Raw genomic sequence first — 23,336 nt, 5'->3', positions numbered from 1 at the left:
CAACCGGAACCACATCACGAGAGGACCTGCCAGTGACCGAGACTTCGTTGCCACTGCGCGCCTTTGCGCGCCTGCTGCTCGCGTCGACCGGCGCCTTCGCGCTCGCCGCCGCGCCGGCTTTTGCACAGGAGGCCTCGCCCGCCGTGCAGGAAGCCGAAGGGCTGGCCTCGGCGCTGGTGGCGAAGATGACGACCGAGGAGAAGGTCGAGCAACTGGTCAACGTCGCGCCGGCGATCCCGCGGCTCGGCGTGCCGGCCTACAACTGGTGGACCGAGAGCCTCCACGGCGCGGGCGGGGCGGTGCCGACCACGAACTTTCCGCAATCGATCGGGCTTGCCGCGACGTTCGATCCGGCGCTGGTCCACGATGTTGCGCGGGTGATCAGCACCGAGCTGCAGGGGCTGCACACGCTGGCGCGCCAGACCGGGCACCTCGGCAAGATCGGCACCGGGCTCGATACCTGGGCGCCCAACATCAACATCTTCCGCGATCCGCGCTGGGGGCGGGGGCAGGAGACCTACGGCGAGGACCCGTTCCTGACGGCAAAGCTCGGCGTCGCCTATGTCACCGGCATCCAGGGGCCGAACCCCGACCTGCCCGACGTGATCGCCACGCCCAAGCACTTCGCGGTCCATTCGGGGCCGGAGCCGAGCCGCCACACCGACAACATCATGGTCTCGCGCCATGACCTCGAAGACACGTACCTGCCTGCGTTCCGCGCCGCGATCGTCGAGGGCAAGGCCGGCTCGATCATGTGCGCCTACAACCGCGTCGACGGCCAGCCCGCCTGCGCCAGCGACCTGCTGCTCAAGGACCGCTTGCGCGGAGCCTGGGGCTTCAAGGGCTATGTCGTGTCGGACTGCGACGCCGTGGTCGACATCTACGATCGCCACAAGTACGCGCCCGACGCCGCCTCGGGGGTTGCCGCGGGATTGCTCGCCGGCGTCGACAACGAGTGCCACACCGGCACCATCGGCGAGGCCAAGGGGCTGTCGGATCGCTACAAGGCGGCGCTCAAGGCGGGGTACCTGACCGAGGGCGACATCGACCGCGTGCTGGTGCGGCTGTTCTCGGCGCGCTACCGCAACGGCGACCTTTCCGGCATGAGCGCGCGCGCGCCCAATGCCACGCCGGTCAGCGCGGTCGGCGCGGCGGCGGGCTGGGACCTGTCGCTCAAGGCTGCGGAAAAGAGCCTTGTCCTGCTCAAGAACCAGGGCGTGCTGCCGCTCAAGCCGGGCGCGCGGATCGCGGTGATCGGTCCGCTGGGCGATGCGACGCGGGTGCTGCGCGGCAACTATTCCTCGCCCAATTCGGCGCCGCCGATCTCGGTGGTCGAGGGCTTGCGCCGCGCGATGCCCGAGGCCCGTGTGACGCTGGTGCCGTTTGCGCCCTCGATCACCGACGGCGATCTCGTCACCGACGGCAATTTCCTGACGCCCGACGGCAAGCCGGGCTTGCGCGCCGCCTATTTCAACGCGCTCGATCCCGACAAGCCGCGCGAGGAGCGGCACTATGCGGCAAAGCCGGTGGTGACGCGGATCGAGCGCAACCTCGCCAGCAGCGCGATGCAGCTCAAGGAGGTGACCGACGCGCACAAGGTGGTGTGGGACGGCTTCTTCGTCGCGCCCGACAGCGGGCTCTACAAGCTGGGCGTGACCGGCGTGAAAGGCGCGATCACGATCGGCGGCAAGCCGGTGGTGACCTCGGACCACTATTCGCTGTGGGGCGAGCCGCCCAGGTACGTCGAGGTCGAGCTGAAGAAGGGCGAGCGCTATCCGCTCCACTTCGACATCGCCGGGGGCGGCGCGGCGGGTCCGGGGCTGTTCTGGAAGCGGATCAGCCACGATCCCTGGGGCGACCTTACGCGCGGGGCGGCCGAGGCGGACGTGCTGGTCGCGGTGGTGGGCCTCACCTCGGATCTCGAGGGCGAGGAGATGCCGCTCAGGATCGAGGGGTTCGATGGCGGCGACAAGACCGGGCTCGAACTGCCGATGGACCAGCGCGAGCTGCTGATCCGCGCGCGCACGCTGGGCAAGCCGCTGGTGGTGGTGACGATGAACGGCAGCCCGATCAACCTGTCGTGGGCGAAGGACAACGCCGATGCCCTGCTCGAAGCCTGGTATCCGGGTCAGGCGGGCGGCCTTGCCGTTGCCAACGTGCTGTCGGGCAAGGTCAACCCTTCTGGGCGCCTGCCGCTGACGTTCGTCAAGGACACCTCCGAACTGCCGCCGTTCACCGACTATGCGATGGCGGGGCGGACCTATCGCTACTTCGCCGGCAAGCCGGTCTACGGCTTCGGCTATGGCCTCAGCTACACGACCTTCGGCTATGGCCCGGCGCAGGTGGAACCGATCGCGGGCAGCGCGGCCAACGGCATCCGCGTGACCACTGCGGTGACCAATACCGGGCCGATCGAGGGCGAGGAGGTGGTCCAGGCCTACCTGCGCTTCCCCGACCAGCCCGGCGCGCCGCGCATCGCGCTGCGCGGGTTGCAGCGGGTCGCGCTCAAGCCGGGGGAGACCCGTGCGGTGACGCTCGAGCTCGGCCCGCGCGACATCTCGGCGGTGCGCCCGGACGGCCGCCGCGAAGTCTTCGCCGGCGCGTACCGCCTTCATGTCGGGGGCGGACAGCCCGACAGCGGGTTGCCGGGGGTGGAGACCGGCTTCACCGTCGATCGCATCGTGGCCCTGCCCAAGTGAGCGCGCGGGCCACCGGCACCGCCCGCGCCGCAGCGGCCCTGCTCGTCTGGCTCGTGGCGCCGGGCGCACCGGCCCTTGCCGCGCCGCCGCCGGCGCAGGTGACCGAGGCTTCGGCGCCGCCGCCCGCGGTCGCCTTCGAGCGCCATGTCGAGGCGCCGCTGTGGCGCGTGACGCGGCGCCCCGGCGACGGGCGCGGGGCCTATGCCACGGGCCATTACCGCAATCTGTTCACCGAGCTGCTTGGCGTGCCGCAGGAGCAGGTCCGCGCGCGGATCGAGGAGACCTGGCGGGCCTACTTCCACGGCGACGGGCAGGAACAGCGGCTCTATTTCGAGACCGGCGCGAATGCCGACGGCCCGCTGGCCTACGTCACCGACTGGGCCAACAACGACGCCCGCTCGGAGGGCATGAGCTATGGCATGATGATCGCCGTCCAGCTCGGCCACAAGCGCGAGTTCGACGCGCTGTGGAACTGGGCCAAGACCTACATGCAGGTGACTGACCCGGCGAACCCGTCGTATGGCTATTTCGCCTGGTCGATGGGCACCGACGGCAGCCCGCGCAGCACCGGCGCCGCGCCCGACGGCGAGGAGTACTTCGCGATGGCGCTCTACTTCGCCGCGAACCGCTGGGGCAACGGCAAGGGGATCTACGACTACCGCGCCGAGGCCGACCGCATCCTCGTCGCGATGCGCCACCGCGCGGTCATGACCGGCACGCCGCCGTTCCGCATCCATCCGGGCGATGCGCCCTTCGTGCCGCCCGACCGGCCCTGGCCGAGCATCAACAATCGCGCCGAAGCCGCCGCGCTCGCGGCGCAAGGCAAGGCGCCGGCGCCGCCGTGGCGCGACCCGGCGCCAAGGCCCCATTCGGTCGGGCCGATGATGGAGGAGAGCCATGCGATGGTCCGCTTCGTTGCGGACGTCGGCTATCCGGGCTCGGACGCCTCGTACCACCTGCCCGCGTTCTACGAGCTGTGGGCGCGCTGGGGCCCGGAGGCCGACCGTCCGTTCTGGGCGCTCGCCGCCGACGTCAGCCGCGACTACTTCGTGCGCGTGACGAACCCGCGCACCGGGCTCGCCCCCGACCACAGCTATTTCGACGGCAGCGCGATGACCACCCAGGACGGCGCGCCCTATCCGTTCGGCTATGACAGCTGGCGCACCGCGAGCAACTGGTCGGTCGACGCCAGCTGGTGGGGGAAGGACCCGCGCCAGCCGAGCCTGAGCACCGCGATCCAGCGCTTCCTTGCGAGCGAGGGCATCGATCGCTTCGCCGATCGCTACACGCTCGAGGGCAAGCCGCTTTCGACCCGCCATTCGCCGGGCATGGTCGCGGCGACGGCGGTGGCAGGGCTCGCCGGCACTCCCGAGCCGCTGGCGCGCGACTTCGTCAAGGCGCTGTGGGACACGCCCCGCCCCGAAGGCGAGCAGCGCTATTTCGACGGCCTGCTCACCCTGATGAGCATGATGCACCTGGCGGGCGAGTTCCGGGTGATCGCGCCGCCGTCGCGCTAGGCCGGGTCGAGCCCGGGGCCGCGCAGCACCGCCGCGCGGCCCGGTTCGAGCGCAAGCCTGCGCATGGCCTGGCCGAGGCGGACGTCGCAGGCCTGCGCCCGCATCGGCACGAGCCGCGCCTCGGCCAGCGCGCCGTGGCGCCAGGCGAGATCGACGACGATGCCGCCGCGCGCGACGAGGCCGCGGGCGCGTCCTTGCGTCCAGGCCGCGGGAAGCGCGGGCAGCAGGTGGAGCGCGCCGCCCCCGCTTTGCAACAGCATCTCGGCGATCGCGCTGGCGCCACCGAAGTTCCCGTCGATCTGGAACGGCGGGTGCGCGTCGAACATGTTCGGGTACGTCCGCGCCGGGGCGAGCAGCGCGCGCAGGATGCGATGGGCGCGCTCGCCATCGCGCAGCCGCGCCCAAAGCGCGATGCGCCAGGCGGTGGCCCAGCCGGTCGACTGATCGCCCCGCCGCTCGAGCGAGACGCGCGCCGCGGCGGCAAGGTCGGGGGTGCGGTCGGGATCGATCTGCCGGCCGGGATAGAGCGCGTACAGGTGCGATACGTGGCGATGGTCCGGCTCGGGCGCGGCCTCGTCCCAGTCCTCGAGCCATTCCTGCAACTGCCCCGCCTTGCCGATGCGATCGGGAGCGAGCCTGCTCCGCAGGTCGCGCAGCTGCCGCGCGAACGAGGCGTCGGCCTGCAGCCGGTCGGCGGCATCGGCGGTGCGCTCGAACAGGTCACGCAGGATCTGGCGGTCGATCGCCGGCCCTGCGCAGACCGAGGCGCCGAACGGGTGGCGGTTCTCGGGCGAGATCGACGGCGAGGTGACGAGGCCCGCCGGCGATGGCTGCAGCGTATCGACGAAGAACTCGGCCGCGCCGCGCAGCAGCGGGTAGATTGCGGCGAGCCATGCGTCGTCGCGGCCATGGTCCCAGCGGTCCCACAGCGCGTTGCACAGCCAGGCGCCGCCCATCGGCCACAGTCCCCACGCCGGTCCGTCGATCGGGTGCGAGGCGCGCCACAGGTCGGTGTTGTGGTGCGCGACCCAGCCGCGCGCGCCGTAGACCTCGCGTGCGGTCTTCGCCCCGCTCAGCGCCAGCTCGCGCACCAGGCGCAACAGCGGCTCGGCGCATTCGCCGAGATTGCCCGGATCGGCGAGCCAGTAGTTCATCTCGGTGTTGATGTTGATCGTGTACTTCGAACCCCACGGCGGCGCGGTGCTCTCGTTCCAGATCCCCTGCAGGTTTGCCGGCTGGGTGCCGGGCCGCGACGAACAGATCAGCAGGTAGCGCGCATAGGCGAAATAGAGCGCGGCGAGCGCGGGCTCGTCGGCCTGCGCCGCGGCGGCGATGCGCGCGTCGGTGGGGAGCAGGCTCGGCGGTCCGAGATCGAGGCCGCAGCGGCGGTAGAGGCGGCGATGCGCGGCGACATGATCGCGGCGCAAGGCGGCCCAAGACCGGTTGCGGGCTGCGGCGAGACGGTGGGCGGCTTCGCCTTCGGCATCGCCCGAGGTATCCGAGGGGCCGCGATGGCTGGTCGCCAGCGCGACCAGGACCGTCGCCGCGCGCGCGTCTTCGACGACGAGGCGCACGCCCTCGGTGCGGACCACGCCGCCCTCGCTCGTCACCGCGATCCGCGCGGCGATGCGCAGGGCGGGGGCAATGCCTTCGCCGGGCAGGTTGCGGCCGTCGACGTGGAGTTCGTCGCCGTGCGCCGCGATGGTCGCGTCCTGCGGCGTCTCGAAGCGGAGCGTGACGTCGAGCCGTGCCGTTCCGGTCGCGGTCAGGCGCAGCGCGATGACCTGGTCGACCGGGCTTGCCAGCGCCTCGCGCACGATCGCACCGCCCGGCACGGAAAAGCGCGTGGTGGCGATCGCGCGGTCGAGATCGAGCGCGCGGCGATAGTCGCTCGCCCCGCCGCCAAGCCGCATGTCGAGATGGAGGTCGCCGAAGGTCTGGTAGGCCATCTGGCCCCGCGGCCGGGCGATCAGCGTCTCGTCGGCGAGCGCCTCGGCCTGGGCGAAGCGGCCCGCGGCGATCAGGCGGCGGACCTGCTCGACCGCCTGCGGGGTGGCCGCAGGGTTGTGCGGATCGTAGGGGCCGCCGCTCCACAGCGTGTCCTCGTTGAGCTGGAGGCGTTCGGAAGCGATGCCGCCGAACACCATTGCGCCGATCCGCCCGTTGCCGATCGGCAGCGCCTCGGTCCACGCGCGCGCGGGGGCGCGGTACCACAGCAGGTCGCGCTCTCCCCCGGGCACAGCCGCCTGCACGGCGGGCGCGCCGGCGAGCACGCGGGCACCGGCAAGCGCCGCACCGGCCTCCAGAGCCCGCCGTCGCGAAAGCCGCACGGCGCGCGCTAGGGGAGGCGGAAGGTCCACTTGCCCGCTTCGGACTGCGGGTCGAAGCGGACGAGGCGCGGGGTGCTGGCGCCGACCGCGGCCAGCGCGAGCGGCCTGAACGGATCGGGCGTGGTGCGCGGCACGATGCGGAAGGTGCCGTCGGTCAGCTGGTCGATCCGCCAGAGCTGCTCGGGCGCGCCGGTGAACTGCGGCACGGCGACGACATCGCCCGACGGCGTTGCAGCGAGCGCGCGGGTGGTGCCGGCGATCACGATCCGCACATAGGGCGCGCCGAACCAGCCGCCCGCGCCGGCGATCGGCTCGATCGTCCAGAGCTGGTGCGGGCGGACCATGTAGTCGCCCATGTCGACCGCGATCGTGCCTTCGGGCCAGGTCGCCCGGTTCTGCGCGAGCGTTTGCGCCGCCACCGGCTTGACCGGCGCCTTCGGCGGGCCGAACCCGGTCCAGGCGAAGGGCATGCGCACTTCGTCGACCGCGAGCTGGAGCGCGCCGCCGCGCTCGGACTGGATCTCGTAGGTGCCCGGGCGCAGGTTCTCGTTGCCCCGGGGCCAGCCGTCCTTCCACGTCAGCGGCAGGATCGCGAGCACGCTGCGCCCGTCGCGGTCGAGGTCGGCCTCGTAGTGGAACGAGAACTTCTCCACGCCGTCGCCGAGGTCGACGAGGCCGAAGTGCCCCGCGCCCATGCCGCGCCCGTTCGAGCCCCAGACGAGCTTGCCCCCGCCCTTGAGCAGCGGCACGCCGAAGGCGTCCAGGTAAGGCCCGGTGGGATTGCGCGAGCGGCCGACGCGGATGTTGTAGGTGGAGTTGGGCCCGTCGCAGCAGGTGCCGTGGGTGCCGAGCAGGTAGTACCAGCCGTCGCGATGCAGCAGCGCGGTCGCTTCCATGTCGATCGCGACCTCGACCGGCTGGTTGCCGGGAAGGCGCTCGGCGGTCCGGGGATCGAGCTCGATCATGCGGATCGTGCCGAAGTAGGTGCCGTAGCTGAGCCACAGCCGCCCCTCGGCGAGCAGGAACGCGGGGTCGATCGCGTCGTGGTTCTCGATCCCGTCGCTCGACGCGACGGTGCCGACATCGTGGAAGCCGAAGTCCCTGGAGGCAGGATCGAGCGACTTCGTCCACATGATCCTGATGTCGCTCTTGTGGCCGCCGTTCATGCCCCCGCCGCCGACCGCCCAGGCGACAAAGTAGCGGTCGCCGAGCTTGATCACGTCGGGCGCGACGCCGCCGCCGGGGCGGACCGGGCCCGAGGTCCAGGTCCAGCCGTCGGGCGAGACAAGGCCGCCCGCGCCGGTGCCGAAGGTATAGTACCGGCCATCGGATTCGATGATCGTCGAGGGGTCGTGGATGTAAGGCTCGCCCTCCATCTGGGCGACCGGGTTGCCGCGCGATTCCTCCGCGGCCGGGCCTTGCGCAAGAAGCGCGGCGGGCGCGAGGGCGAGCGCCGTTGCGGCAAGGAATGCCCTGGTGTTCATGCCTGTCCCTTTCACCGCAGGACGACCTTGAGGTCGCGGATCGGTTGGCCCGCGTCGTCGACGAAGCGGACCGCGAAATCGCTGAGTCCGGGGCCGTTGATCACCGCGCCGGTCAGCACGTTGCGTCCCTTCCTGAGGCCGATCGCGGGCGAGACGACGTCGTCCATGACCATGCGCCGATCGCCGTACAGCGCGGCGGCCTCGGCGCCGTTGAGCCACCACATCGACGCCGCGTTCGAGCCGATAGCGAGGCGGGCGCCAGGGATGGCGCGCGGCGCTTCGACCACCGTCGTCGCCCAGAAGATCACGCCGTAGGTCGGTCGGCCGGTGGCGGCGGCGAAGTTGAACAGCTTGACGTCCCACGGCGTTGCGTCGAGCGCGTGCCAGGCGAGCGTCGTGCCCTTGTGGACCAGCGTCTGCCCGTCGCGGGGAAGCGTGGCGCCGTCGAGGCCGGACGGACGGTCCTCGGCGAAAGCCTTGCGGACATAGACGCTGGTGAAGAGCTGGTTGGTGCGGTTGGGCCTGGCGATCGGCTCGAGCAGCATCCAGCGGCGGATGAAGCCGTCCTCGTCGGGGGAGGCGCTCTGCGCGGTCGCGGCGGTGAACCACGGCGCGAACGAAGCGGCGGGAGCGGCAGGAGCGGCCTGGGCCGGCGGCGGAGCAAGGTTCAGCAGCGCGGCAGCCGCTGCGGCGAGATACGACGGTCGGGCCATGGCTTCTCTCACGGGTTGCTGGGGAGCAAGGCAGGCCTGGGGCGGGCGGAGTGACGGAGAAGGTTCCGGGGGGTGCTCCGATTTTCCCCCTTCGCCTTCTCCGTCCGCCGGGACGCGCGGATCAGAAGCGGTTGAGCATGTTCTCGAGCCATTCCTGGCGACCGGAAACGGGCGCGGGCCTCAGATCCTGCGCCACGGCGAGGTCGGCGATCTCGGCGAGGCTGGCGCGGCGGATGGCCTGGCCGAGCTCCCCGTTCCAGCCGGCGTAGCGTTCGGCGCGGAACGCATCGATGCGGCCATCGGCGATGATCGCCTCGGCGCGCAGCAGCGCGCGGGCGATCACGTCGACCCCGCCGATGTGCCCGTGGAACAGGTCGGCGGCGTCGATCGACTGGCGGCGGACCTTGGCGTCGAAGTTGAAGCCGCCGTCGGTGAAGCCGCCGGCGCGCTCGATCTCGATGCATGCGAGGGTCAGTTCCTCGACCGAGTTGGGAAACTGGTCGGTGTCCCAGCCGTTCTGCGGATCGCCGCGGTTGGCGTCGATCGATCCGAACAGGCCGAGCGCGCCGGCCATCGCGATCTCGTGCTCGAAGGTGTGGCCCGAAAGGGTGGCGTGGTTGGCTTCGATGTTGACCCGGACCTCGTCCTCGAGCCCGTAGCGCTTGAGGAAGCCGTAGACGGTCTGGGTGTCGAAATCGTACTGGTGCTTGGTCGGTTCGTGCGGCTTGGGCTCGATCAGGATCGTGCCGGCAAAGCCGATCTTGTGCTTGTGCTCGACCACCAGCGAAAGGAACCGGCCGAAATTGTCCTGTTCGGTGCGCAAGTCGGTGTTGAGGATCGTGTCGTAGCCCTCGCGGCCGCCCCACAGCACATAGTTCGCACCGCCCAGGCGATGCGTCGCCTCGAGCGCATCGCGCACCTGGCTCGCGCCCCAGGCATAGACTTCGGGGCGCGGCGAGGTGGCGGCGCCGGCAAGGTAGCGCGGATGGCCGAACAGGTTGGCGGTGCCCCACAGCAGCTTGCGGCCGTGGCGGGCCTGCAGTTCCTCGAGGTGGTCGACGGCGCGGGCGAAGCTTGCGCGGAAGTCGCCGATGCTCTCGGCCGGCGCCATCACGTCGACGTCGTGGAAGCAGTAGAACGGCAGGTCGAGCTTCTCGACGAAGGCGAGCGCGGCTTCGCGCTTGGCGCGCGCGGCGGATTCGTCCTGCGGTCCGTTCAGCCAGGGGCGGTCGAAGGTGCCGGCGCCGAACACGTCGCTGCCCGGCCAGCAGAAGGTGTGCCACATGCACACGGCGAAGCGCAGGTAGTCCTCCATGCGCTTGCCGAAGACCACCCGGTCCTTGTCGTACCAGCGGTAGGCGAGGTCGTTGGTGCTGTCGGGACCTTCGTAGCGGATGGTCTCGAAAGCGTCGAAATAGGCTGCGGACATGAGCGAGGTTACTCCTTGATCGATGCGAGCGCGCGGTAGGCGGCGCGGAAGCGGTCGCGCTTGGGCGCGAGGCGGGCGGCGAGCTCGGGATCGGGCTCGATCACCGCGCGCACCGGCGGGCGGGTGCAGACCGCCTCGGCGCTCGCCGCGGTGGCGGCCATCTGCGCGAGCCGGGCGGCGCCCAGCGCCGGGCCGACCTCGCCGCCGTGGAGATAGACGAGGCGGACGCCGAGCACGCTGGCGAGGATGCGGCCCCAGTGCGCCGAGCGCGAGCCGCCGCCGATGACGCAGAGCTCCTCGATCCGCGTGCCCGCCGCGCGCAGGGCGTCGATGCCGTCTGCATGGGCGAAGGCGACGCCTTCGAGCACCGCCGCGGCAAGGCGCGGCGTGGTGCTCTCGTTGCCGAGCCCGAGGAACGCGGCGCGGATGTGCGGGTCGTTGTGCGGCGTGCGCTCGCCCGAAAGGTAGGGGAGAAACAGCTCGCCACCGCTGGCGACGCCCGCCTGTTCGGCAAGCGCGAAGAATTCGGCCGGGCCCGGCACGTTGCAGGCGCGCGCGGCCCAGTCGATGCACGAGGCGGCCGAGAGGTGGACGCTCATCTGGTGCCACAGCCCCGGCAACGCGTGGCAGAAGGCGTGGACCGCCTGCCCCGGGTTGGGGCGGAAGCGGTCGGTGGCGACGAAGATCACGCCCGAGGTGCCGAGCGAAAGCATGCCCTGGCCGTCCGCCAGCACGCCGACGCCAAGCGCGCCGGCGGCGTTGTCGCCCGCGCCGGCGACCACCGGCACGCGCGCCATGCCCCAGCTGCGCGCCACATCCTCGCGCAGGACTCCGGTGACTTCGGGACCTTCGTAAAGGCGGGGCATGTGGCTTTCGTAGAGCCCGCTCGCGGCGAGCATCGCGCCCGACCAGGCGCGCGCCTCGACATCGAGCCAGAGCGTGCCCGCGCTGTCCGACATGTCGCTCGCCTTCTCGCCGGTGAGCGCGAGGCGCACGTAGTCCTTGGGCAGCAGCACGGTGCGCGTCGCGGCAAAGACGTCGGGCTCGTGGGCGCGCACCCAGGCGAGCTTGGGCGCGGTGAAGCCGGGCATCGCGATGTTGCCGGTGATCTCGCGCGATCGCGGCTCCAGCGCCTCGAGCTCGGCGCATTGCGCGAAGCTGCGGCCGTCGTTCCACAGGATAGCGGGGCGCAGCGGGCGGTCGTCGGAGCCGAGCAGCGTCGCGCCGTGCATCTGGCCGGCAAGCCCGATGGCGCTGACCGCGCCGCGCATCGCGGGATCGAGCGCCAGCACGGCCTTGTTGGCGGCGGAGACCCAGTCCGCTGGGGCCTGTTCGGACCACAGCGGATGGGGACGCGAAACGGTCAGGTCGGAGCTGGCCTGCGCGAGGACCGCGCCGTCATCGCCGGTAACGACCGCCTTGACGCAGCTCGTGCCGACATCGATGCCGAGGAACATCGCCCGGTCACTTCGGCTCGAACGGGTCGATCGTCCGGATCGTGCCGTCGGGATTGAAGGTCAGCTCGGTGACCTTGACGTTGCGCAGGTGGTTCTTCCCCGAAAGCTGGTTGTCGGCATAGAACAGCCACCATTTGCCATCGTGCTCGATGATCGAATGGTGCGTGGTCCAGCCCTGCACGGGCTTGAGGATATGGCCGGTGTACCTGAACGGGCCATAAGGACTGTCGCCGATCGCGTAGTTGAGGAAGTGCGTGTCGCCAGTCGAGTAGGTGTAGTAGTACTTGCCGTCCTTGCGGAACATCCACGAGGCTTCGAAGAAGCGCCGTTCGTGGTCGCCGCCGAGCACCGGCTTGCCGTTCTCGTCGAGGATCACCGCATCGCGCGGCGGCTCGGCGAACGTCTTCATGTCGGGATTGAGCCGCGCGACCTTGCCCGAGATGGCCGGCTTGTCATCCTGCAGCAGGTCGGTGTCCGAGCCGTTGGGATCGTAGTTGCCGCTCGCCCAGCGCTGGAGCTGCCCGCCCCAGATTCCGCCGAAGTACATGTATGCGGCGCCATCGTGGTCGACGAACACCGCGGGGTCCATCGAGTAGGAGCCGGGGATCCATTCCTTTTCGGCGACGAACGGGCCGACCGGGCTCTTCGACGTCGCCACGCCGATGCGGAAGGCGCCGAGGCCGTTCTTGTCCTTCGATTTGTCGCGCGCCGGGAAATAGAGGTAGTACGTGCCGTCCTTGTACGCGGCGTCGGGCGCCCACATCTGCTGCGAGGCCCAGGGCACGTCCTTCACGTCGAGCGCGACCGGGTGGACGGTGACCTTGCCCCCGATCCGGTCCATGCTGAGCACCCGGTAGTCGCGCATCGCGTACTGGTTGCCGAGGTCGTCGTCGGGCGTCGGGGTCTCGATGTCGTGCGAGGGATAGACGTAGATCCTGCCGCCGAAGACGTGGGCGGAAGGGTCGGCGGTGTAGATCTCGCTGACCAGCGGCTGGTCGCGGAACGCGCTCGCGGGGCGCGCGGCGGCTTCGGCAGCTGCGGGCGGGGAAGCCGACGCCTGAGGGGAAGGCGACGCCTGCGGGGAAGGCGTTTGCGCCAGGGCGCACCCGCCCGTCGTCATCGCCCCCGGCAGACACAGCGCTGCCGCAAGTATCGTCGTCGCCTTCATCGCACGCCATCCCCTTGCAGGCCGATCGGGCGGCCTCGCCGATTGTTGATGGCCCGATGATAGCGCTACCTTCCGGACGGAGCAATCGAAAAAGGCAGCGCGCCGCTGCAGCGCCCGTCGCGACAGGACGGGAGGCAGCGCCACTCGACAGACCATGCCGAACCGTCGCGGGTCCGCCTTCGTAAGGAGCCGGGACCAGGAAATGGGCGGCGTATCCGGCGAAGGTGCGCCTCGCCGGAGCAGCCGGCTCTTGCGGAAATCCTGGCGCGCGGCCCGGGTCGTGACGGCCCCGGCGCGATGCGAAGCCAGCCGCGCGGATGCGGAAGTGGTGGGCCCGGCAGGATTCGAACCCGCGACCTAGCCGTTATGAGCGGCCAGCTCTAACCGCTGAGCTACAGGCCCACTGGGCGGTGCGTTAGTGGGGGTGGGCGCGCTTGGCAAGCGCGGGGGTCAGACCTGCGCCGCGGCCATCAGTTCGCGCACGCTGACCGGGCGCACGCCGCGGCGCTCGAGGCAGGCGAAGACCTGGCGCCACCAGTCGTAGAGCCGGTCGAGATCGTCCTCGTCGCGCACGTAGGGGGTGTTGCCCGGACGCAGCGAAGGGCTGTGGAACGAGAACACCAGCACCGGCAGCCCGTCGTCGAGCGCGATGTCGATGCCGCGCAGCGCTTCTTCGGCGTTTATCCCCTCGGGGGTCAGCGGAATGCGTTCGAGCAGCCCGGTCCGCGCGAGCAGGCCGCGCAGCCGCGGCGTGCGCCACAGCGCCGGGTAGAGCCAGCGCCCCTGGCCGCGCAACGGGCCCCAGAACACCGTCGTCAGCGGCAGCTCCATCAGCCCGCCGGCGCGATCGACCCACCACGGGCGCAGCGGATGGTCGCGGAAATCGGGGCCGCCATGGCCCGAATAGTCGAAGCAGGGGCGGACCGAGCTGTCGATCGCGATCGAACATTCGGACAGGATCCCCGCCGTTGCCGGGCCGACGCCGTAGCGTCCGGCGCGGTAGACCAGCGGGGGGGCGCCGAAGGTCTGCTCGACGAGGTTGCGCAAGCCCTTGAGCTTGGCCCGCTCGAGCTCGGGCGGCAGGTTGCCGGCGAAGCTGTTGTGGACGCCGAGCTCCTCGACGTGCGGCGGGGTGACCCAGGGGTGAAGCTGGATGCCGACTTCGGCGCGGCCCTCGCGCACCGCCGCGCCGAGCACGTCGGCGGCGCGCGGGTCGCAGGCCACCGGGTGATCGACCAGCCACAGCGGGGCGACGCCGAAGCCTTCGCAGAACTGCTGGAACTTGGCGAGGCGCGGAACGTGGGCGAGGCGGTGGCCGGTGCGTTCGAACGGCTTGCTCCAGTCGAATTCCTCCTCGGCATCGATGGTGACGAGGAAGCGCTGGCCGAACCCCGGGGCGAAGCGGACGAAGTCCTCCGGGCGGGGCAGGTCGAGGATCGCAGGCAGGGGCACGCGGACGCCGGCGGGATCGTCAGGCCGCGCCGCGCGGGCGCTCGGGCGAGGCAGCGGGGCGTGCGCCGCCCAGCGGCAGGTCGACCATCAGCCGCGCCCCACTGCGCGCGAGATGCCCGCCGACCGAGCGCACCTCGGCCGCGGCGAGGCGCAGCGCAAAGCCGTTGCCCAGCATGGCCTGGGTCGGCGAGGCGGCGCCGGCACGGCTGTCGGGCGCGAACAGCGCGGCATCGTCGCGCATGGCCAGCGCCGCGGGCAGCGGCAGCACGAGATGGGCATAGCCCGCGCCTTCGCCGAGCGAGAGCGCGAGCCGCTCGCCCGGCGCGGCCGAGGCGGCGATCACCGAAAGCATGCGCCAGAGCATCCGCTCGAGCTCGAGCGCCTCGACCGCGATGATCACCGGCGCTTCGGGCAGGGCGAGCCGCAGCCGCACCTCGCGCGGGCCGATCGCGGGATCGAGCTGGGCGACGAGCCGGGTGAGCGCGCCGCACAGGTCGGTCTCGCCGGATTCGTGCTCGACCTGCCCGGTCTCGAGCCGGGCGAGCCGTTCGACTTCCTCGAAGCCCGCAAGCATCCGCGCGGCATCCGAGGCGATGCTTGCGGCAAGGCTGCGGTACTGGTGCGGGGTCGGACCGAAGATCTGCTGCTGGATCAGCTCGGCAAAGCCCTGGATCGCATTGATCGGGGTGCGCAGTTCGTGCAGCAGCTGGCGCAGGCGGTCGGTGCTGCTGTCGCCCTCGTCGTCGTTCGCGGCCGAGGCGCCGCGCGCGGGTTCGGGCCGCCGCAGCCGGGCGTGGTAGCCGGTGTAGTGCCCGCCCTCGCGCGCGAACGAGGGCATCGCATCGACCCGCCACGATCCCGCGACCGGGGCGGTGCCTTCGAAGGTCATCAGCCCGGCCTGGACCGGCAGGCGGGCGCGGAACGCGCGCAGCGTCTCGGCATCGCAGGTGGCGGGCGCGTCGACTTCGCCGGTGAACGGGCGGTGGCCGACCAGCATCGGGGCGTGGACCGCGTCGGCGGCGACGATCATGCCTTCGGCGTCGATGCGGATGTCGATCGCGGTGACCACGCGGGGCGCATGGGGTTCGGGCGCGGCCGGTTCGGCCTCGCTCTCGTGCGGCCAGGATGCGGCCTCGCTCTCGCTGCGCGGCGGCGGGTGGCCTTCGCGGTGGCGGCGGAAGGCCTCGATCCGCCGGACGATCGCGCCGATGCCTTCGCGCGCCGCGGCAGGTTCCGCGCGCGCCGGCTCGGCCAGGACGAGATCGGCCACGGCCGGTTCTGGCGCGCCCGGCCGCGCGACCAGAGCGGGAGTCTCGCCCGCGGGGGCGGCAAGCGGGATCGCGCGCGCGGGCGAAGCGGAGATCGCCTCGGGCACGTAGCCGTCGGGCTCGGGCAGCGCGAAATCGCCGACGCCGAGGCGAGCGAGGAGATCGCGCGCGCGCGCGCCGAGGTCGCGGCGGTGGCGCAGCGCGCCGCGCGCCTCGATCGGCAGCTCGGGGATCAGCGCCAGCCACGCCGCCTCGTCGAGCCGGGCGCCCGCGACCGCCGCCATGGCGAGCGCCGGGCCCTTGGCGACGAAGCGCCAGACGAGCGCTCTCGAGCGCAGCGCGCCCGAGCGCAGCAGCGCGGCGCAGTCGGCCTCGCCCAGCGCCGTGGCGATCGCATCGAGCCTTTCGAGCGCGGCGGCGCGGACCGGCGAGGCGGGCATGGACCCGGCAGCGTCGATGGAGGGCGCGCCCTCGCCGCGGCCAAGCAGGTCGGCGAGCTGGCGGAACTGGATGCGCATCGGCAGCCGTCCTGTCGCGGTGGTGCGCAGCACGGTTTCGAGACGGTCATCCACGATCATTGCGGCCTTGCACTCCTGACCTAGAGGCCATTGCGGGCCGGCAGCGGTAGCTTACGACCCCCTAACAAATTGTGGAATCGCACAAAAGGTCCACGTTGATTGCGTTGCAATGTGGCACGATTGCGATATGAAACAACATTATTATCGCCATCGCGCCGATCAGGTGTGGAAAGTTGCCGGGTTGCCCGTCGACAGCCATCGTGCCACGGTCGTAGGCGAGAGTTTCCGGACGGAATGCAGCAGGAAACAATGGCCACACTGGACTCGATCGACCGGCGACTGCTTGCCGAATTGCAGGACGAAGGGCGGGTCACCAATGTCGAACTGGCGCAGCGCGTCGGCCTGACCGCGCCGCCGTGCCTGCGCCGGGTGCGCGCGCTCGAGGAAGCGGGCGTAATCCGCGGCTATCACGCCGACCTCGATTCCTCGAAGCTGGGCTTTGCCATCACCGTCTTCGCGCTGGTCAGCCTGAAGAGCCAGGCCGAGGAATCGCTCCGCCAGTTCGAGGAGCACATGCGCACGCTGGCCGAAGTGCGCGAGTGCCACATGCTCAACGGCGAGATCGACTTCATCCTCAAGATCGTCAGCCGCGACCTGCAGAGCTTCCAGGAATTCCTGACCAGCAAGCTGACGCCCGCGCCCAACGTGGCGAGCGTCAAGACCAGCCTGACCATCCGCACCGCCAAGCAGCTGCCCGGCGTCCCGCTCGAGGACTGAGGGCGGCCCCGAACTGCGCGCTATTGCGCCGGGGTCGAGGCGGCGCGTTCGTGGTGGCGGATCACTTCCTGGATGATGAAGCGCAGGAACTTTTCGGAGAATTCGGGATCGAGCCGCGCGTCTTCGGCGAGCGCGCGCAGGCGGGCGATCTGGCGCTCCTCGCGGCCCGGATCGGAGGCGGGGAGCCTGTTCGCGGCCTTGTAGGCGCCGACTGCCTGGGTGATGCGGAAGCGTTCGGCGAGGATGTGGATCATCGCCGCGTCGATGTTGTCGATGCTCTGGCGATAGCCTGCCAGAACCGGATCTTCGCTCATCGTCATGCCCCTATGCCATCGGGTGCGTCGCCGCTCGCCTGCCCCACGGGGACCCCTACGGTGCAACTTGCGACTTGCCAAGCGCCGGGCCAAACGCCAATCGGGCAGGCGATGACCGCCACCGTCCATTCGCTTCCCCGCAAGGCCGCGCCGTCGCTCCAGCCGCTGATGGCGCTGGTCGCCGACGGCATGAACAGCGTCAACGCGGTGATCCTCGACCGCATGCAATCGCGCATCCCGCTGATCCCCGCGCTCGCCGGGCACCTGATCGCGGGCGGCGGCAAGCGGATGCGCCCGATGCTCACCCTCGCCAGCGCGAGCTTGCTCGGCTACGGCGGCAGCCGGCACTACAAGCTCGCCGCGACGGTCGAATTCATCCACACCGCGACCCTGCTGCACGACGACGTGGTCGACGGCTCGGACATGCGGCGCGGCAAGAAGACCGCCAACATCGTCTACGGCAACCCGGCGACGGTGCTGGTGGGCGACTTCCTGTTCAGCCGCAGCTTCGAGCTGATGGTCGAGGACGGCAGCCTGAAGGTGCTGCGCATCCTGTCCAATGCCAGCGCGGTGATCGCCGAGGGCGAAGTCGACCAGCTGGTCGCGCAGCGCCAGATCGAGACCAGCGAGGAGCGCTACCTCGCGATCATCAACGCCAAGACCGCCGCGCTGTTCGCCGCCGCCTGCCGCATCGCCGCGGTCGTGGCCGAGCGGTCGGACGAGGACGAGATGGCGCTCGATGCCTATGGCCGCAACCTCGGCATCGCGTTCCAGCTGGCCGACGATGCGATCGACTACGATTCGGACGCTTCGGAAATGGGCAAGGACCAGGGCGACGACTTCCGCGAGGGCAAGATGACCCTGCCGGTGATCCTCGCCTATGCCCGCGGCACCGAGGAGGAGCGCGCGTTCTGGCGCGCGGCGATCGCCGGCGACCGCAATGGCGACGAAGACCTGGCCCACGCGGTGGCGCTGATCCGCCGCCACGACGCGGTCAACGCGACGCGCGAGCGGGCGCGGCACTATGCGGCAAGGGCCATCGACGCCATCGCCCGCTTCCCCGACGGAGCGGCCAAGGCGGCGATGACCGAGGCGGCCGAGTTCGCGGTGGCGCGCCGCTTCTGAGCCGAATCGCGCCCCGCGATTCGCGGCGCCGACCGGCCCCGCGGCAGGCCAGGTTGACACAGTTGACACTGTCCTGAGGAAAAATTGAAATCGATCAATAAGGCGCGATTGATCGATGGGGTCGATAAGACTCGAAAATCGCGGGGTGTGGGCGACCATGGCACGCACCCTGCCACAAGCGCCCGGCTGTAGGAAAATCCGGACAGCGCGGACGCGCTCAGGACCGCGGCCGGCGCCAGCGGCGCCAGAGCCAGAAGCATCCGCCCGCCGAGACCGCGCCGAGCCCGAGAATGCCCGCACCCACCGCCGCGCCGGTGAACAGGATGCTGGTCGCGAGCGCGATGACGATCTCGAACGTGGTCTTCACCCTCGCGCCCTAGCACGCGCGCAGCCAACCGCACATGAATGTGCGACGGGAAGGTCGCTGCCCGGGCGGCGACCTTCGCGTGCAGAACGCGATCAGCCCATCGGGTACATGATCTCGCGGCTGACCTGGTCGACTGCCTTCATCGCCTCGTCGGGCAGGACGAGGTCGGCGGCGGCGAGGATCGGGGCGACCTGGGCCTGCGACGAGACGCCGACGATGGTCGAGGCGACGAAATCGTGCTGCTTGGACCAGGCGACGGCGAACGTCACCGGATCGAGCCCGTGCTCGGCGGCGATGGCGGCGAAGCGCTCGGTCGAGGCGAGGGACTTCTCGTTGACGAAGCGGCGGCCCATCGCGGCCTGGCGACCCTCCATCGCGAGGTAGCGCGAGAAGCGCGCGCCTTCGGGGCGGGCGCCGCCGTTGTACTTGCCCGCGAGCACGCCGCCGGCGATCGGCGAATAGGGGATCAGGCTGACGCCTTCCTTGCGGCAGACCTGGGCCAGCTCGTCCTCGAAGCGGCGGTTGTTGAGGCTGAAGTTGTTCTGGATGGTCTGGTAGCGCGCGCCGCCGATGCGCTCGCTGGCGGCGATCGACTTCATCAGCCCCCAGCTGGTCTCGTTCGAGCAGCCGAGCACGCGCACCTTGCCCGCGCGCACCAGCTCGTCGAGCACTTCCATGGTCTCCTCGTAAGGGGTGTCATGGTCGGGCCAGTGGGTCTGGTAGAGATCGATGTAGTCGGTCTGCAGCTTCTTGAGGCTGCCTTCGATCGCGGTGACGATGTTGCGGCGATCGAGCGCGGTCATGCCCGAGCGCAAGGGGCTGCGGAACCAGACGTGGCTGGGGCCGGAGACCTTGGTTGCAAGGATGATGGCGTCGCGCGGCTTGGTCTTCATCCAGCGGCCGACGATCTCCTCGGTACGGCCGACCCACTTGGCATCGGGCGGCACGGGATAGCCTTCGGCGGTGTCGTAGAAATTGATGCCGGCATCGAAGCATTCGTCGAGCACGCGGAAGGCTTCGGCCTCGTCGGTCTGGCTGCCGAAGGTCATCGTGCCCATGCAGATGTCCGAGACGACGATGGCGGATGTGCCGAGGCGGCGGTGTTGCATGCGGTGGTCTTCCCCCAGAGGCCGGTGCGGCCGGTTGCATTTGGCAACCTGAGTGCCGAGACTGCGTGACGCGGTCAAGACGCGCGCCGCCTTGCCCTGTCGCTTTGGCGAGGGCTAAGGCGGCCGGCGTGAGCGAGCTTCCGATCCACGCCGTGCTGCCCGACCTGCTTGGCGCCCTGCGCGAGCGGACCAGCGCGGTGCTGATCGCGCCGCCGGGGGCGGGCAAGACCACCGCGGTGGCGCCCGCGCTGATCGGCGAGCCCTGGTGCACGGGGCAGGTCATCGTGCTTTCGCCCCGCCGCGTGGCGGCGCGCGCGGCGGCCGAGCGCATGGCCGAACTGCTGGGCGAGGAAGCCGGCGGCACGATCGGCTATGTCACCCGGCTCGACGCGAAGCGATCGGCGCAAACGCGCGTGCTGGTGATGACCGAGGCGATCTTCGTCGCGACGATCCTCAATGATCCGGAGCTTGCCGGCATCTCCGCGGTGCTGTTCGACGAAGCGCACGAGCGGCATCTCGACAGCGACCTGGGCCTCGCACTGGCGATCGAGGCGCAGGGCGTGCTGCGCGAGGACCTGCGCTTGCTGGTGATGTCGGCGACGCTCGACGGGGCGCGCTTTGCAAGCCTTCTGGGTGACGCGCCGGTGATCGAGAGCGAGGGGCGGGCGTTCCCGCTCGAGCTTCGCTGGCTTGGCGCGCGTGCGGACCTGAAGGTGGAGCAGCAGGTCGCCTCGGCGGTGATCCAGGCGTGGCGCGAGGAGGAGGGCGACATCCTCGCCTTCCTGCCCGGCGTGGCGCAGATCGAGCGCTGCGCCGACCTTCTGCGCGAGAAGCTGCCGCAAGCGCTGGTGCTGCCGCTTCACGGCCAGGTCGAGCCGGCCGGCCAGCGCGCGGCGATCCGGCGCGATGCGCAGGGGCGCCGGCGCGTGGTGCTGGCGACGAGCATTGCCGAAACCTCGCTGACGCTGGACGGCGTGTCGGTGGTGGTCGATGCGGGGCTGGCGCGCCGCGCGGAGTTCGACAAGGTGGCGGGCGTGACGCGCCTCGTCACGCATCGCGCCTCGCAGGCGGCGGCGACCCAGCGGGCCGGGCGCGCGGCGCGGCAGGGGCCGGGCGTCGCCTATCGGCTGTGGGAAGAAGCCGGGCACGCCGGGCGGCCGGCGTTCGAGCCGCCCGAGATCCTGACCAGCGACCTCGGTCCCCTGGCGCTGACGCTGGCGCAATGGGGCGCGGCCGATGCGGGCGCGCTGGCCTGGCTCGATCCGCCGCCCGCCCCGGCGATGGCGGCGGCGCAGGCGCAGTTGCGGGGGCTGGGCGCGCTCGATGGCGAAGGGCGGATCACCGGGCACGGCCGGGCATGCGCGCGGCTGCCGATGGAACCGGCGCTGGCGCACATGCTGCTGTTTGCGGCGGAGCGGGGCTGCGAGACGCAGGCGGCGCGGCTGGCGCTGCTGTTGCAGGAGCGCGGGCTTGGCGGGCGTTCGGACGACCTGGCGCTGCGGCTCGACCGCTGGAACGGCGAGCGGGGGGCGAGGGCCGAGGCATCGCGCAAGCTGGCGGGGCGCTGGGCCGAGATGGCGCGCAAGCTGGTGGGCAAGGGCGGGGCAGCGGACGTGCCGCCGGGCGTGCTGCTGGCCGAAGCCTTTCCCGACCGGATCGCGCGGGCGCGCTCGGCCAGCGGGGAGGAATGGCTCGCGTCGGGCGGGCGCGGCTACCGGCTCGATCCGGCATCGCCGCTGGTGACGGCGAAATGGCTGGTGATCGGCGATGCGCAGGGCGAGGCCAGGGGCGCGCGGATCATGGGCGGGATCGCGCTCGACGAAGCCGACATCGCGCGCTGGCTGGGGCACCGGCTGGACGAGCGGCACACGCTGTCGTGGAACGGCGAGGCGGGGCGGGTCGAGGCGCGGCTGGAGCGGCGGCTGGGGCAGGTGGTGCTGGCGCGGGTGCCCGATCCGAAGCCGGACCCGGAGGCGGTGGCCGCGCTGCTGCTGGAACGGGTGCGGGCAGAGGGCCTTGGCATGCTGCCGCTGGGGGCAGGCGCGCGGGCGCTGATCGTGCGGGCGACCTATGCCGGGCTGGAAGCGCTTTCGGAAGGCGCGCTGCTCGCCGATCTGGACAACTGGCTGGCGCCGGTGCTCACCGGGCGGCGCGATCTCGACGTTAGCCCGAGCAAACTCCACGATGCGCTGCTGAACCGGCTCGACTGGACCGAGCGGCAGACCCTGGACAAGCTGGCGCCGGCGGAGTTCCGTTCGCCTGCCGGCACGAGCCATGCGATCGATTATGGCCATGAAGGCGGGCCGATGGTGGAACTGCGGGTGCAGGCGCTGTTCGGGCTGGACAGGCACCCTTGCGTCGGGCAGCCGCCGCGGCCGCTGCTGCTGTCGCTGACCTCGCCCGGGGGCAAGCCGATCCAGACGACGGCGGACCTGCCGGGGTTCTGGCGCGGATCGTGGAAGGACGTGGTCAAGGACATGAAGGGCCGCTACCCCAAGCACCGCTGGCCCGAGACGCCGTGGACCGAGGACCCCAGCCTCAAGACCCGCAACGCCTTCGAGGCTTCGCGAAAGTAAGCACGGGCTTGCCTCTAATGCGGACTTGATTTGCGGCGCGATTCGCAAGAAAGCCTCGCGCCATGACCGCACGCATCTACCAGCGCCCGAAGAACGCCATGCAGTCCGGCAAGGCCCGGACCAGCGAGTGGCTGCTCGAATTCGAACGGTCGGAGGCGCAGCGCCCCGATCCGCTGATGGGCTGGGCGGGCTCGGGCGACACCCAGGCGCAGGTGACGCTGAGCTTCGGCTCGCTCGACGAGGCGAAGGCCTATGCCGACCGGTACGGCATCGCCGTCCACGTGATCCCGACACCGCCCAAGCGGCTCAAGCTGCAGAGCTACGCCGACAACTTCCGCTGAGGGGGGCGGCAAGCAGGCTGGACAAACGGCCCGCGTCGCACCATATGGCGAGCCGGGAGTCGGGTGGACGTTAGCGTTCGCCAACCTGGTCAGGTCCGGAAGGAAGCAGCCACAACGAGTTGCGGCGGGTCGCCCGGCTCCTTTTGAAAAAGGCGGTCTTGATGGCCGCCTTTTTCGTTTCAGCCGTCCGCGGCTCCGCCGGCCTGCTTCATCCGCTCGCGCGCGTCGCGGCGGCTGCCTTCGGCGCCGACCAGCTTGCCGACGCGGCCGAGGCCGAAGGGCGGCATGTTGACGTAGACCGTCTCGTGCCCGCCGGGCGCGACGACGTAGGTTTCGTGGAAGATGCCGACGCTGCCGTCCGTGCCGATCGCCTTGTTGAACGCGGCCCAGGCCGGCCAGTGCTGCTTGTCGCGGGCGCGCGAATAGGTCTCGAGGCTGTCGAAATCGCGCCAGTACTGGACCAGCAGGACCGTGCGCAGGCCGGCGAGCATCGGCTGCCAGCCGAGGAAGCCGCTCCTCGGATCGCGTTCGAGTTCGGCGATCATCGGCCCCATCGCGCGCACCACCGGCAGCCACTTGGCCACCTTGAACAGGCGGTTGATGCGCATGCCGATGATGAAGACCACCAGCGGGCCGTCGTAGTCGGCGGTCATGCGCGCGGCGAGGAGCTTGCTCATGAGTCGGCAGCCTAT

General features: G+C 70.9%; 18 protein-coding genes, 1 tRNA gene and 1 other RNA gene. 7 read left to right on the top strand and 13 right to left on the bottom strand.

All coding sequences use genetic code 11. The features are described from left to right. Positions 1–32: 32 nt before the first annotated feature. Positions 33–2,699 carry a glycoside hydrolase family 3 C-terminal domain-containing protein gene (locus tag K3A85_RS02935; protein ID WP_225205000.1) on the top strand — a complete coding sequence of 889 codons (2,667 nt, stop codon included), beginning with the start codon at positions 33–35 and terminating at the stop codon, positions 2,697–2,699. Beyond that, positions 2,696–4,216 (top strand): glycosyl hydrolase family 8, encoded by a 1,521-nt coding sequence (locus K3A85_RS02930; protein WP_225204999.1) that lies wholly within the window; start codon positions 2,696–2,698, stop codon positions 4,214–4,216. The genes K3A85_RS02935 and K3A85_RS02930 overlap by 4 nt, the downstream gene beginning before the upstream one ends. On the opposite strand, the gene K3A85_RS02925 is transcribed toward K3A85_RS02930, so the two are convergent. The 9 genes from K3A85_RS02925 to K3A85_RS02885 form a co-directional block, all read right to left on the bottom strand. Beyond that, positions 4,213–6,468, bottom strand: coding sequence for a glycoside hydrolase family 95 protein (locus tag K3A85_RS02925; protein WP_225204998.1), 2,256 nt, complete (start codon positions 6,466–6,468; stop codon positions 4,213–4,215). The two genes, K3A85_RS02930 and K3A85_RS02925, sit on opposite strands and share 4 nt — an antisense overlap. 86 nt (positions 6,469–6,554) lie before the next feature. Then, the gene (locus K3A85_RS02920) at positions 6,555–8,030 is read right to left on the bottom strand and encodes a family 43 glycosylhydrolase (protein WP_225204997.1); all 1,476 of its coding nucleotides are present in this window, start codon (positions 8,028–8,030) and stop codon (positions 6,555–6,557) included. 11 nt (positions 8,031–8,041) lie between these two features. Continuing rightward, positions 8,042–8,743, bottom strand: a complete 702-nt coding sequence (locus K3A85_RS02915) for an acetylxylan esterase (protein ID WP_225204996.1) — start codon at positions 8,741–8,743, stop codon at positions 8,042–8,044. Between the two features lie 121 nt (positions 8,744–8,864). Further along, positions 8,865–10,172 carry a xylose isomerase gene (gene xylA, locus K3A85_RS02910; RefSeq protein ID WP_225204995.1) on the bottom strand — a complete coding sequence of 436 codons (1,308 nt, stop codon included), beginning with the start codon at positions 10,170–10,172 and terminating at the stop codon, positions 8,865–8,867. An 8-nt stretch (positions 10,173–10,180) separates the two neighbouring features. After that, positions 10,181–11,629 carry a xylulokinase gene (gene xylB / locus K3A85_RS02905; protein ID WP_225204994.1) on the bottom strand — a complete coding sequence of 483 codons (1,449 nt, stop codon included), beginning with the start codon at positions 11,627–11,629 and terminating at the stop codon, positions 10,181–10,183. A gap of 7 nt (positions 11,630–11,636) precedes the next feature. Beyond that, complete coding sequence (locus K3A85_RS02900; protein WP_225204993.1) at positions 11,637–12,797, bottom strand: glycoside hydrolase family 43 protein; 1,161 nt, start codon at positions 12,795–12,797, stop codon at positions 11,637–11,639. 326 nt (positions 12,798–13,123) lie between these two features. Then, a tRNA-Ile gene (locus tag K3A85_RS02895) sits at positions 13,124–13,199 on the bottom strand. 48 nt (positions 13,200–13,247) lie between these two features. Beyond that, a complete protein-coding gene (locus K3A85_RS02890; protein ID WP_225204992.1) occupies positions 13,248–14,249 on the bottom strand; it encodes a polysaccharide deacetylase family protein in 1,002 nt (333 codons plus the stop codon). Positions 14,250–14,268: 19 nt separating this feature from the next. Beyond that, complete coding sequence (locus K3A85_RS02885; protein WP_225204991.1) at positions 14,269–16,095, bottom strand: sensor histidine kinase; 1,827 nt, start codon at positions 16,093–16,095, stop codon at positions 14,269–14,271. A gap of 249 nt (positions 16,096–16,344) precedes the next feature. On the opposite strand from K3A85_RS02885, the gene K3A85_RS02880 reads away from it, so the two are divergent. After that, a complete protein-coding gene (locus tag K3A85_RS02880; protein WP_225204990.1) occupies positions 16,345–16,812 on the top strand; it encodes an Lrp/AsnC family transcriptional regulator in 468 nt (155 codons plus the stop codon). Between the two features lie 20 nt (positions 16,813–16,832). On the opposite strand, the gene K3A85_RS02875 is transcribed toward K3A85_RS02880, so the two are convergent. Then, positions 16,833–17,126 carry a chorismate mutase gene (locus K3A85_RS02875; RefSeq protein ID WP_225204989.1) on the bottom strand — a complete coding sequence of 98 codons (294 nt, stop codon included), beginning with the start codon at positions 17,124–17,126 and terminating at the stop codon, positions 16,833–16,835. Positions 17,127–17,237: 111 nt separating this feature from the next. Between K3A85_RS02875 and K3A85_RS02870 the strand changes: the two genes are divergently transcribed. Further along, the gene (locus K3A85_RS02870) at positions 17,238–18,251 is read left to right on the top strand and encodes a polyprenyl synthetase family protein (RefSeq protein WP_225204988.1); all 1,014 of its coding nucleotides are present in this window, start codon (positions 17,238–17,240) and stop codon (positions 18,249–18,251) included. Between the two features lie 217 nt (positions 18,252–18,468). Here the strand turns inward: K3A85_RS02870 and K3A85_RS02865 are convergent, their stop codons facing one another. Next, the gene (locus K3A85_RS02865; RefSeq protein WP_225204987.1) at positions 18,469–18,618 is read right to left on the bottom strand and encodes a hypothetical protein; all 150 of its coding nucleotides are present in this window, start codon (positions 18,616–18,618) and stop codon (positions 18,469–18,471) included. Positions 18,619–18,710: 92 nt separating this feature from the next. Then, complete coding sequence (locus K3A85_RS02860; protein ID WP_225204986.1) at positions 18,711–19,727, bottom strand: aldo/keto reductase; 1,017 nt, start codon at positions 19,725–19,727, stop codon at positions 18,711–18,713. A gap of 128 nt (positions 19,728–19,855) precedes the next feature. On the opposite strand from K3A85_RS02860, the gene hrpB reads away from it, so the two are divergent. From hrpB to ffs, 3 genes are all read left to right on the top strand, one after another. Continuing rightward, positions 19,856–22,303 carry an ATP-dependent helicase HrpB gene (hrpB, locus tag K3A85_RS02855; protein ID WP_225204985.1) on the top strand — a complete coding sequence of 816 codons (2,448 nt, stop codon included), beginning with the start codon at positions 19,856–19,858 and terminating at the stop codon, positions 22,301–22,303. A gap of 62 nt (positions 22,304–22,365) precedes the next feature. Further along, on the top strand, positions 22,366–22,644 hold the full coding sequence (locus K3A85_RS02850) for an ETC complex I subunit (RefSeq protein ID WP_225204984.1): 279 nt from the start codon (positions 22,366–22,368) through the stop codon (positions 22,642–22,644). Between the two features lie 52 nt (positions 22,645–22,696). Further along, positions 22,697–22,791: signal recognition particle sRNA small type (ffs, locus tag K3A85_RS02845), an RNA gene on the top strand. Positions 22,792–22,823: 32 nt separating this feature from the next. On the opposite strand, the gene K3A85_RS02840 is transcribed toward ffs, so the two are convergent. Next, a complete protein-coding gene (locus tag K3A85_RS02840; RefSeq protein ID WP_225204983.1) occupies positions 22,824–23,321 on the bottom strand; it encodes a DUF4188 domain-containing protein in 498 nt (165 codons plus the stop codon). Positions 23,322–23,336: the final 15 nt, after the last annotated feature.

This window comes from Novosphingobium huizhouense (genome assembly GCF_020179475.1).
Taxonomy (GTDB): Bacteria; Pseudomonadota; Alphaproteobacteria; order Sphingomonadales; family Sphingomonadaceae; genus Novosphingobium; species Novosphingobium huizhouense.
This window is presented reverse-complemented; position numbering and strand designations above follow the sequence as displayed.

Excerpts from the sequence above, each read along its gene's own strand:
- xylA (WP_225204995.1), bottom strand. The coding sequence starts at position 10,172 with ATGTCCGCAGCCTATTTCGACGCTTTCGAGACCATCCGCTACGAAGGT.
- K3A85_RS02860 (WP_225204986.1), bottom strand. The coding sequence starts at position 19,727 with ATGCAACACCGCCGCCTCGGCACATCCGCCATCGTCGTCTCGGACATC.
- K3A85_RS02885 (WP_225204991.1), bottom strand. The coding sequence starts at position 16,095 with ATGATCGTGGATGACCGTCTCGAAACCGTGCTGCGCACCACCGCGACA.
- K3A85_RS02850 (WP_225204984.1), top strand. The coding sequence starts at position 22,366 with ATGACCGCACGCATCTACCAGCGCCCGAAGAACGCCATGCAGTCCGGC.
- K3A85_RS02870 (WP_225204988.1), top strand. The coding sequence starts at position 17,238 with ATGACCGCCACCGTCCATTCGCTTCCCCGCAAGGCCGCGCCGTCGCTC.
- K3A85_RS02900 (WP_225204993.1), bottom strand. The coding sequence starts at position 12,797 with ATGAAGGCGACGACGATACTTGCGGCAGCGCTGTGTCTGCCGGGGGCG.
- K3A85_RS02840 (WP_225204983.1), bottom strand. The coding sequence starts at position 23,321 with ATGAGCAAGCTCCTCGCCGCGCGCATGACCGCCGACTACGACGGCCCG.
- xylB (WP_225204994.1), bottom strand. The coding sequence starts at position 11,629 with ATGTTCCTCGGCATCGATGTCGGCACGAGCTGCGTCAAGGCGGTCGTT.
- K3A85_RS02875 (WP_225204989.1), bottom strand. The coding sequence starts at position 17,126 with ATGAGCGAAGATCCGGTTCTGGCAGGCTATCGCCAGAGCATCGACAAC.
- K3A85_RS02880 (WP_225204990.1), top strand. The coding sequence starts at position 16,345 with ATGGCCACACTGGACTCGATCGACCGGCGACTGCTTGCCGAATTGCAG.
- K3A85_RS02920 (WP_225204997.1), bottom strand. The coding sequence starts at position 8,030 with ATGAACACCAGGGCATTCCTTGCCGCAACGGCGCTCGCCCTCGCGCCC.
- K3A85_RS02915 (WP_225204996.1), bottom strand. The coding sequence starts at position 8,743 with ATGGCCCGACCGTCGTATCTCGCCGCAGCGGCTGCCGCGCTGCTGAAC.